Here is a 9,786-nt window from a genome sequence, read left to right on the forward strand (position 1 = left end):
GTACTGCGATCTCTTCACCGAGGTGTCGACTACGTGGCCTGGCGGTAGTGCGAAAACCCTGCTGTGCTGTTCGACCATGTATCCCTGGGCGTCGATTCCCTGGAACAGCAACAGTTTTCCGGCCGGCACGACCAGACGAACGGAGTTGTCGGCGTGCAAGGGGATATCGCCATTGATGTCCCCGCCCCGAGCTTGTGGCACAACATAGCGCGTATACGCCGTTGCATTGTTGATGCCCAATTGGGTCGGGTGATCGTGGACTTCCGTCCACACGTTCAATCGATAGGGCAGGCCATCGCTGGTGCAGGCGTTGCCATCGATTTTCTTGCTCAGCACACGCACGGCCACGATGCGGTCCAGTGAATTGATCCTGCTCGTGCTGTTCTGTGATCCGCTATCGGCGAAGGACATCCACAACGGGAAGTCGGCGATATGCAGTTCTGCGGTGGACATTGCTTCGTTGGTACGTGGAACCTGGATCGTCGGAGGCTGGCGCTTGCCAACCCAGGTCGGATACCGGAATGTGCGGCCCGTGGCTGGCACCAGCAACGGTGCGGCGTTGCCATTGAAATCAACAAGCGCGATCGAAAGCTCCGGAACGTACGGCATGATGGCGGAGATCGAACCCCCGTAGTTCTGCCAGAAGCCATCTTCCGAATCGTCATTCGAATAGTAGGTTCGGTTGGAGTTGTAGGTCATCAGCACACGACCATTCGGCGCGTAGCCGGGATCATCGTAGAACCGCGACGTGCTGCAATTGGCTCCGTTGGGCGGAGAGTTGCAATAGGCGAAATCCGAATCCATTTCCGCGTCCAGTGCCGGGTCGAGGATCCTGAATCCGGGGAACGCGGGGTCCATGCTGGTTCCCACGGTGTGATCGGCAGAGAACGGCACGAAATTGCTGATCGATCCACGCCGCCTGCCGGTCATTCCAATGGTCCTGCCATTTGCCAGTTCGGCGATGCTTCCCCACATGTTGCGTCCCTGGGTGCGCCCGAAGAGCACTGGCAGCTCCATCATGCCGTCGGCAGTCATCTGCAAGTAGAGGTGCCGGTCCATGCGCTCGATGTTCCAGACATGCAGGGCGAGGTTGCCATTGCGCAGGAATGCCATCTCCAGTGCGGTGCCGCCTTCGTTGAGATAGACGGATTTCTTATCGCTGCCATCGACCCTGGTGGAGATGATGTTGTTGGTGTGTTCAAAGCCATGGTAGGCACGCGTACCACCCACGCCGGTCCTTGGATCCGCCGACCGGCTGCTGAAATAGATTCGCGAATCGTCTGGCGAGAAAATCGGAAAGTAGTCGTTTTTCTTGCGCATCTGGACGAACGGATCATAGGCGCCAAGCAATCCCCTGCCGTCGCTGCCGAGCATGCCAATCGGATTGATCCTGGCGATTGACCAGCCCCGATGCCGGTCGGCTTCCGGGCGCAGAAAGCGCGGGTTCACCGCACGACCGTCAACACCGATTTCCGCGATGCAGATATTCCAGCTCAGATCGAGCCACGGGATGTCGGAGGCGCCGGGATTCACTCGACATTCGAATGCCAGTTTGTCACCCGCATAGCTGGCCGACGAGCGGCCAAAATCGCACTTGCCATCGGAGCCGCAGAAGTTGTCGCCAAGGAAGTCCACTGGCTGGCCAAGCGGCGCCATCGTGGCCGGGCTAATTGGCTGCAGCATGATTCGTGCGCCGCTTCGCAGTCCCCAGTCAGTCCTTACGGGTTGTCGATTGACCCCCCAGTGCCAGGCTGGCTGATCCAGGTACGCGACGTAGGCCTTGCTGGCAGATCGCCCGCAGTCCGCGCAAGTCGCATCCTTTTCGAGCCGGATCCAGTGCAGCAGGGTCTGATAGCCGACACTCGACGTGGCCAGCAAGCTGCCACCGCCGTGGGGTATCGAGCGCGCATCGGTCGCCGGCACGACCTTCGACAACAGCCTGCTCTGATCGGGATCGTCCAGAGCGATGAGCGTCTTGAATGTTGCGTAGTTCGCCGCGGTTTCGCTTTCGATGAATTGTGTGCCTGCACGCCGGAGGCTTGCAAAGGCAAATCGGTCTCCGAGATGGCAGCTTCCACATTGACTGACCAGCAGGGGTTGGACATCGGATTCGAAATAGGCAAGCGATCCGCTGACTTCGAAGCCGTTCGCGAAAATCGTATCGTCGCTGCCTGATTGCTCGTGCGTGGTCATCGCAGAAATCTCGACTTCAGAATGGGCAATGGCATCTACGGCCAGTGAAGTCATGAGTGGCAGCAGCAAGAACAGGCTGCAGAGGGCGCGAATCAGTTTCGCTGCATGGTTGGTCAACTCGGCAGACATTTGCCTGCTGGAGTTCCGGATTGCGAAATACTCGCGGGCGAAGGGCATGTCACTGGTACATCGCGAAGCTGTATGCATGGCCATTGTTCCCCTGCCTGAACTACCCGTGAGGCCGCAACCTTAACGTGTTTAAAGGTATCAAAATGCGGTGTGCATCGCGCCCCGAATGCCGCTGGCGGCACAGGGCAATGCCTGCATCAATCAGAGCCTTTCGACCCAGCACAACGGTTTCCCAAATTCCCTGGCAGCCGCACAGTTCATTCCTCCAGCGCAGGGCTATTGTGGGCTTGACCCGGCATCTCCAGCGGTCGGCGCGGGATTCGACCTTGGTGGTGTGGTCGATACCGACATTCACGATGCTGCGCGCAGTGTCCCGTCCAGGCATGGTGCGATCGCCTACGGAGACGCGATCTTCACGGATGGATTCGAGTGGGTTCGACATCGCATCCGCCTGAACAGGCGCGTTGGCGAGCCCGGTGCCAGACAGGGGCGAATGGTCCACGAGCAGCGCCGACATGGCGACTCGCTTTGTTGATTCCGATATCCCGGTCATTCGCTGAGGTCGAATGCCCGCCCGTGGAGCGTTTCCGGTGATCCAGTCGGATCGCGTATAGCAGCACGTGTAGCTCTGTGTACAAAACGCGCGGAGGGCAATCTGGAAGCGCTGATTCGAATTGACCGCCATCTGGAGTGTGCTCCGAGCAGATCCGTGGATGCGCGGGATGGCTTCCTGGGTGTCGCGCAGGCGGTATCAATCCTGCACGACAATCTTCAGAACCCACCCAGAAACGCAAAGCGCGTGGGTATGGCGTTCTGGAAAAATGCTGGCCCTGAAATAGAAACAGGCCGCACAAGGCGGCCTGTTTCGTCTCGCGATGGAACGACTTCGGAACGAGCTACTTGATCTTCGCGTCAGACCGGAGTGCCTCTGCGCGGTCCGTCTTTTCCCACGAAAATGCCGTGAACGAACTGCCGTCCGGGAGCTTTACCACTTCCGGGATGCGGCCGAAATGGCCGTAGCTGGCCGTGCGCTGGTACATCGGGTGTACCAGGTCGAGCATCTTGATGATGCCGTACGGGCGCAGGTCGAAATGCTTGCGGATCAGCTTTTCGATCTTGTCGTCCGGGATACGGCCCGTGCCAAAGGTGGTGACCGAGATCGAAGTGGGTTCAGCTACGCCAATCGCATAGCTGACCTGGACTTCACAACGGTCAGCGATGCCCGCTGCAACGATGTTCTTGGCCACGTAACGCGCCGCGTAGGCCGCCGAGCGATCGACCTTGGATGGATCCTTGCCCGAAAACGCGCCGCCGCCATGGCGGGCCCAGCCGCCGTAGGTGTCGACGATGATCTTGCGTCCGGTCAGGCCGCAATCGCCCACCGGGCCGCCAATGACGAACTTGCCGGTCGGATTGATATGGAACTTGGTGCCCTTGTGCAGCCACTTGGCCGGCAGCACGGGCTTGAGGATGTATTCGCGCACGGCTTCAACCAGGTCCTTCTGCTTCACTGAAGGATCATGCTGGGTCGAAAGCACGACGGCATCGATGGCCACGGCCTTGTTGTTCTCATAGCGCAGAGTGACCTGTGACTTGGCATCGGGTCGCAACCACGGCATCGGCGAATTCTTCTTCTTGCGTACCTTGGCCTGCTGCTCGACAAGACGGTGCGAGTAGTAGATCGCCGCCGGCATGAATTCCTTCGTTTCGTTGGTTGCGTAGCCGAACATCAGGCCCTGGTCACCGGCGCCCTGTTTTTCGGGATTCTTGCGATCCACGCCCTGATTGATGTCGGGCGATTGCTTGCCGATCAGGTTGAGGACGCCACAGGTCTCGCCGTCAAAGCCGACCTGTGAACTGTCGTAACCAATGTCGAGGATGACTTTGCGGGTCAGCGTTTCGAGGTCGATCCAGGCGCTGGTGGTGACTTCGCCTGCAACGATGGCAACGCCGGTCTTGACCATGGTTTCGCAGGCCACACGGGCGCGCTTGTCCTGCATCAGGATGGCGTCGAGGACGGCATCGGAGATCTGGTCTGCGACTTTGTCGGGATGACCTTCGGAAACCGATTCGGAGGTGAACAGGGTGCTGCTCATTTCGGCAACTATCCTTCTATGCGGATGGAGGGATGAACGGGCCGCGAATGATACACGGGTATCCGGGATTTTGCAGGGTAGCAAGACCGGGTCCATGAGGGCCAACCTATCCCGCAACCGGCGGGGCGGCTGCGGATGCCGATCCTGGCCGGCGGCAGGACAGCTGGCAGGAATGGGATTGGCCACGCCGTGGCGTGTCGATTGTTCCTGCCGGCTGCGCCAGTCCGCTAAACTGCGCGTCCTCGGGCAGCTTTCCAGTGCTGGCCGCTCAAACCCCGGCTTCTTTTTCATGACCGACTTCAGCGGAACCGCCCGCGTGACTACGGATTCCAGAATCGCGATCATCGCGAGCCGTTGGAATCCGGGCATCATCGACGCGTTGATCGAAGGTGCGCAGCGCGCACTGGACGAACACGGCGTGAATGCGGTGAACGTCGACCTGATTCGCGTTCCCGGCGCGTGGGAAATTCCGGTGACGGCAGCCAGGTTGGCAAAAGCCCGAAACTGCGCAGCAATCATCGCGCTGGGTTGCGTGATTCGCGGGGACACCCGGCACTACGAGCATGTAGCCGACGGCTGTTCCGAAGGACTGATGCGAGTGTCGCTGAAGTACCGGATTCCGGTGCTGAATGGCGTCCTCGCCGTTGAACACCATGCCGATGCCAAAGCGCGCGCGGGTGGCGCGCATGGCAACAAGGGAGAAGAAGTCGCCTTGGCGGCCCTGGAAATGATCGATCTGTGGAGACAATTGTGAATCATCAGAATCGCCCCGAGGGTGTGGACCTGGCTGCGCGTTCGCGTTCGCGGCGGCGTGCCTTGCAGGCCATCTACGCCTGGCAAGTCGGCGGCAACCGCATGGTCAAGGTGATCGAGCAGTTCCGCCACGAGCAGGACATGGAAATTGCCGATCTCGAATATTTCGAGGATTTGCTGCGCGGCGTGGAGCAGCACCAGGTCGAACTGGACGCAGGCATCCGCCAGCATATCGATCGCGAAATTTCCGAAGTGGATCCCATCGAGCGCGCGGTAATGCGCATAGGTGCCTACGAATTGCGCTACCGACCGGATGTTCCCTACCGCGTGATCATCAATGAAGCTCTTGAGGTGAACAAGCGTTTCGGAGCCGATCAGGGCCATACCTATGTCAATGGCGTGCTCGACAAGCTCGCCGCACAGTGGCGCGAAACCGAATTTCGCACCAAGGGTCGCTGAGGCAGGAATCGTCACGCCGCCTGGGGAAAGTTGCTGACATGGCCGAGTTCGACCTGATCGAAATCATCAAGCAGCTCACACGGCAGAACAGGCCTGATGTACGGATTGGCATAGGTGATGATGCCGCCGTTGTCTGCGTGCCCCCAGACTGCGAACTCGTGATCTGCTCGGATACCCTGGTTTCCGGCGTGCACTTTCCAGTCAATACGGATCCAGCCGATATCGGATGGAAGTCGCTGGCAGTCAACCTGAGTGACCTTGCGGCGATGGGAGCAACGCCTGCGTGGGCGACCCTGGCCATGACCTTGCCGGTTGCGGATTCCGGCTTCGTAGAACGCTTCGCAAAGGGGTTTGCGGAACTTGCCGCAGCGTGGGAGGTTGACCTGGTAGGCGGCGACACTACACGCGGCCCATTGAGCATCACGGTGACCGCGCATGGATTCGTGCCCGCTGGACAAGCCATCCAGCGTAGCGGCGCAACAGTGGGCGACGCTGTATATGTGACAGGAACTCTGGGTGATGCGGCGGCAGGCTTGCGCATCCTGCAGTCAGCCAGTGCCCTCGGCGCTGAGTCAGGTGCGCATGAACGGTTTGTGGTCACAAGACTGAACCGTCCGCAAGCGAGGATTGGGGCAGGCACCGCCTTGCGCGAACTGGCCAGTGCCTGCATCGATATTTCCGACGGCTTGCTGGCAGATCTTGGCCATGTAGCCTCCAGCAGTGCAGTCGGAATCGAAATTGGCGAGGACTGCCTGCCGCAATCGACAGCACTGGCGGAATGCTTCGATGCCGAAACCCGCACTGGTTTGCAGATGTGGGGTGGCGATGACTACGAACTGGCTTTCACGATTGCCGAAGCCAATGTCGAAGTCATGCGTGAAGCGATGGAAAGGCAGGGCTGCCGTGTTTCGCGGATTGGTCGTGTCATCGATGAGCCGGGTGTACACGTACTCGATCACAATGGTCGGCGTCGGCCTACGACAAGCAAGGGATGGGATCATTTCAAATGAAGCTTGATGCACAGCAACGTCGCGCCGTACTCGGACACCCGGCCGGCTGGATTGCCAGCGGGTTTGGATCCGGACTCAGCCCATTTGCCCCGGGAACCGCCGGTTCCGCCGCGGCACTTGTTCCATGGATCGGCCTGCGCGAGTTGCCACTTGTGTGGGTGGTGAGCATCATCGCCGTGGCCTTCATCATTGGCATCTGGGCGTCCAATGTCGTCATCAACCGATTGGATATCAGCGATCCTGGCGTGATTGTCTGGGATGAGTTCGTCGGCCAGTGGATCACCTTGTTGCCCTTGTTGATCTGGCCTTCGCACTGGGCCTGGATCGTTGTCGGCTTCTTTCTGTTTCGATTGTTCGATGTGTGGAAGCCGTGGCCTTGTTCGTGGGCGGATCGTAAGGTGAAGGGTGGGTTTGGGGTGATGCTGGATGATGCTCTTGCCGGGGTCTATTCGGCGGCAGTCTTGACTGGGTTTATTTGGATCGTGGGTAATTTCTGACGGTAACAGGCGATACTCGAAATGGTGCCTATTCACCGTCCCAGCCTTTCGGCATGCTCAAGACAAGTTCGACTGCGCGAGGCTGGTATCCAGTTTTCCCGCTTCTTCTGAATACCCAAGCCTCAACGCGGCGCGCCATCAGAGCAGCGTTTTCACGCACCGCAGGCGAGTGAAAGCACTGCTATTGCTTGCTCTTTCTTGTGTGCCGAACGAACTATTCCTCAGGCGACGTCTGGCAGCAGCTTCCCCGGATTCAAAATCCCATCAGGATCAAACTGCCCCTTGATCATGCGCATCAAATCCAGCGACACAGAATCCAGTGCGCGCGGCATGAACTCGCGCTTGGCCAGGCCGATTCCGTGCTCTCCCGAGAGCAGTCCGTCCAGCGAAAACACCAGGTCAAATACCGCGGACAAACACCCCGCTGCATTCGCTGCCTGGATCGGGTCCTCCGGGCGATAGAGCAGGTTGACGTGGATATTGCCGTTGCCGGCATGGCCGAAGGTGACGATCGGTATCGAGTTGCGGGCCGAGATCGACTTGAGGCCGGCGATCAATTCGGGAACGCGGCTGACAGGCACCACGACGTCTTCGTTGATCTTGTTCGGGGCGAGCGTGCGCAACGCCGGTGACAAGGCCTTGCGTGCCGCCCAGAGCGCTGTCACTTCGGATTCGCTGTTCGCTGCATGCAGTTCGATCAGGCCATCGCCTTTGGCTGCGCGGCTGATTGCTGCGACTGCGGAGGGCAGGGCATCGGTTTCACCATCGACTTCGATGATCAACATCGCGCCGGCCTCTGGAATCGAATCGCCTGCATGATTGCGCGCGAGTCGCAGGGCATCTTCGTCCATGTACTCCAGTGCACAGGGGGTGACAGGCTGAGCCATGATCCGGGCAACCGCCGCCGCCGCTGCGGCCATGTCGACAAAGGTTGCGCGCAGCGTGCGCTTGTCCGACGCGAGCGGGGTCAGCTTGAGGGTGGCTTCCGTGATGACCGCGAGCGTTCCTTCGGAGCCGACCAGCAATCGGGTCAGGTCGTAGCCGGTGGCACCCTTGGTCGTCGGTTTGCCGCAGCGGAATTCTTCGCCTCGACCGTCCACGGCACGCAGCGCAAGTACGTTGTCGCGCGTGGCGCCGTACTTTACTGCGCGTGGTCCTCCGGCATTGCAGGCGATGTTTCCTGCAATCGAGCAATAGGGTGCGGAAGTCGGATCCGGTGCCCAGAAAAATCCATGCGGTTTCAGTGCGGCTTGCAAGTCGGCATTGAGAACGCCGGGTTCTACCACGGCCAGGCGATTGTCCGGATCAATGCGCAAGATTCGGTTCATGCGCTCGAAGCTGGCGACGATACCGCCAGCGACCGGAACACTGGCCCCGGTGGTATTGGTGCCGCGACCGCGTGCTGTCAGGGCAACATGATGTTCACGGCACAGTCGGACCAGAGCCACCACCTGCTCATGCGCAGCCGGAAAGACGACAGCTTCGGGGATCGCCTCGCGTCGCGAGTTGTCATAGGCATAGACCAGGCATTCGGCAGGATCGGTGCTGACGGACTGTGCCGGGAACATGGCATGCAAGGTAGAAAGCATCGGAAGTGGCAGTGTCATTGTCGATGCGACTGGCTATTGCATCGGTCGCAGGTGTACCGCGGTATCGGTGTACTGCTGGAATTCAACCGCCTTGCCATCCTTCATTCTCCAGACATGAGCGAATGGCGCCTTGAAGCTCTTGCCGGTGGCCTTGAACGTACCGCTGTATTCGCCGAGGGCGACGACGATGTCGTCGTTCGCAACAAACTCATGCGCGATCGCAGCGAAACCATCCCACTCACCGCCGAGCTTCATGAAGACGTTGTCGAGTACCGCTTGCGGACCGACCGAAATACCGCCATACGGGCCACCCTCGGCCTCGGTCCAGCGAATATCCGGCGCTAGTGCGCCAAGGACGGCAGGGATGTCGCCTTTTGCGAACGAGGCATAAACACTGCGGACTGCTTCAAGGGATGAATTCATCGACATTGCTCCAATCGGGGGTGAAGGTGAACTTTGCGGGACAGATCAGCTTTCAGGCTCTTCCTGCGTCTTGAAAATCTTGACCACGCGTTCGACGTCGGGAACATTGCGCGCGATCTCGACGACCACGTCTTCTTCCTCGGGACTGAGGATGCCCATCAGATAGACCACGCGATGTGCCGTGCTGATCTTGATCTTGGTCACATCGAAGCCGGGCATGCTGGTCGCATCAGCCATGGCCAGCTTCACGCGGCCGGTGATCTTGTTGTCGTTGCGATTGGCCCAGAACCCCTGGGGTTCCATGATCGCAATATCATTGACCAGGCGATCGATGCCATTGAAGCCGGTAACGATGGTTTCGGCGCGCTGCTTGAGTTCTTCGGTGCGTACTTCACCGGTCAGCAGCATCATGCCGTCATAGACCGAAATCATGACGCGGTTCTTCAGCACCAGTTCCTTGTCGGCGTTGAGCAGGTCGTAGGCGCTGAGCTGGATATTCTTGTCACTCATGACGGTGCTGAATCCGCGGCGATCATTGACCGACGAGGCCGTGGTCACCGCGCCGGCCGCAACGACGGCAACACAGCCGCCAAGTAGCGGCGCCAGCAGCAAGGCGGGCAGGGCGAACAGACTTGAT

General features: G+C 59.5%; 10 protein-coding genes. 5 read left to right on the forward strand and 5 right to left on the reverse strand.

Annotation, left to right across the window (positions count from 1 at the left end; all coding sequences use genetic code 11):
- On the reverse strand, positions 1 to 2,400 hold a 2,400-nt coding region (locus WBP53_RS02005; RefSeq protein WP_423925414.1), incomplete at its 3' end, for a hypothetical protein.
- A gap of 70 nt (positions 2,401 to 2,470) precedes the next feature.
- On the opposite strand from WBP53_RS02005, the gene WBP53_RS02010 reads away from it, so the two are divergent.
- A complete protein-coding gene (locus WBP53_RS02010) occupies positions 2,471 to 2,857 on the forward strand; it encodes a hypothetical protein (RefSeq protein ID WP_423925416.1) in 387 nt (128 codons plus the stop codon).
- Between the two features lie 361 nt (positions 2,858 to 3,218).
- Here WBP53_RS02010 and metK read toward each other — a convergent pair whose 3' ends face one another.
- Positions 3,219 to 4,418 (reverse strand): methionine adenosyltransferase, encoded by a 1,200-nt coding sequence (gene metK, locus WBP53_RS02015; RefSeq protein ID WP_423925418.1) that lies wholly within the window; start codon positions 4,416 to 4,418, stop codon positions 3,219 to 3,221.
- A 289-nt stretch (positions 4,419 to 4,707) separates the two neighbouring features.
- On the opposite strand from metK, the gene ribH reads away from it, so the two are divergent.
- From ribH to WBP53_RS02035, 4 genes are read left to right on the forward strand one after another with little or no spacing between them, the layout of a single operon-like run.
- Positions 4,708 to 5,172 carry a 6,7-dimethyl-8-ribityllumazine synthase gene (gene ribH, locus WBP53_RS02020; protein ID WP_423925420.1) on the forward strand — a complete coding sequence of 155 codons (465 nt, stop codon included), beginning with the start codon at positions 4,708 to 4,710 and terminating at the stop codon, positions 5,170 to 5,172.
- A complete protein-coding gene (nusB, locus tag WBP53_RS02025) occupies positions 5,169 to 5,630 on the forward strand; it encodes a transcription antitermination factor NusB (protein ID WP_423925422.1) in 462 nt (153 codons plus the stop codon). The genes ribH and nusB overlap by 4 nt, the downstream gene beginning before the upstream one ends.
- Positions 5,631 to 5,668: 38 nt before the next feature.
- Positions 5,669 to 6,640, forward strand: coding sequence for a thiamine-phosphate kinase (thiL, locus tag WBP53_RS02030; protein ID WP_423925424.1), 972 nt, complete (start codon positions 5,669 to 5,671; stop codon positions 6,638 to 6,640).
- The gene (locus WBP53_RS02035) at positions 6,637 to 7,137 is read left to right on the forward strand and encodes a phosphatidylglycerophosphatase A family protein (protein ID WP_423925426.1); all 501 of its coding nucleotides are present in this window, start codon (positions 6,637 to 6,639) and stop codon (positions 7,135 to 7,137) included. The genes thiL and WBP53_RS02035 overlap by 4 nt, the downstream gene beginning before the upstream one ends.
- Before the next feature lie 221 nt (positions 7,138 to 7,358).
- Here the strand turns inward: WBP53_RS02035 and WBP53_RS02040 are convergent, their stop codons facing one another.
- The 3 genes from WBP53_RS02040 to WBP53_RS02050 all read right to left on the reverse strand — a co-directional run.
- Complete coding sequence (locus tag WBP53_RS02040) at positions 7,359 to 8,744, reverse strand: FAD-binding oxidoreductase (RefSeq protein WP_423925428.1); 1,386 nt, start codon at positions 8,742 to 8,744, stop codon at positions 7,359 to 7,361.
- 15 nt (positions 8,745 to 8,759) lie between these two features.
- Positions 8,760 to 9,149 carry a nuclear transport factor 2 family protein gene (locus tag WBP53_RS02045; RefSeq protein ID WP_423925430.1) on the reverse strand — a complete coding sequence of 130 codons (390 nt, stop codon included), beginning with the start codon at positions 9,147 to 9,149 and terminating at the stop codon, positions 8,760 to 8,762.
- A 45-nt stretch (positions 9,150 to 9,194) separates the two neighbouring features.
- The coding region (locus WBP53_RS02050; protein ID WP_423925432.1) for a BON domain-containing protein at positions 9,195 to 9,786 on the reverse strand (592 nt) is incomplete at its 5' end.

Origin of the sequence: Dokdonella sp., assembly GCF_049593775.1 — a bacterium.
Lineage (GTDB): Bacteria > Pseudomonadota > Gammaproteobacteria > Xanthomonadales > Rhodanobacteraceae > Dokdonella.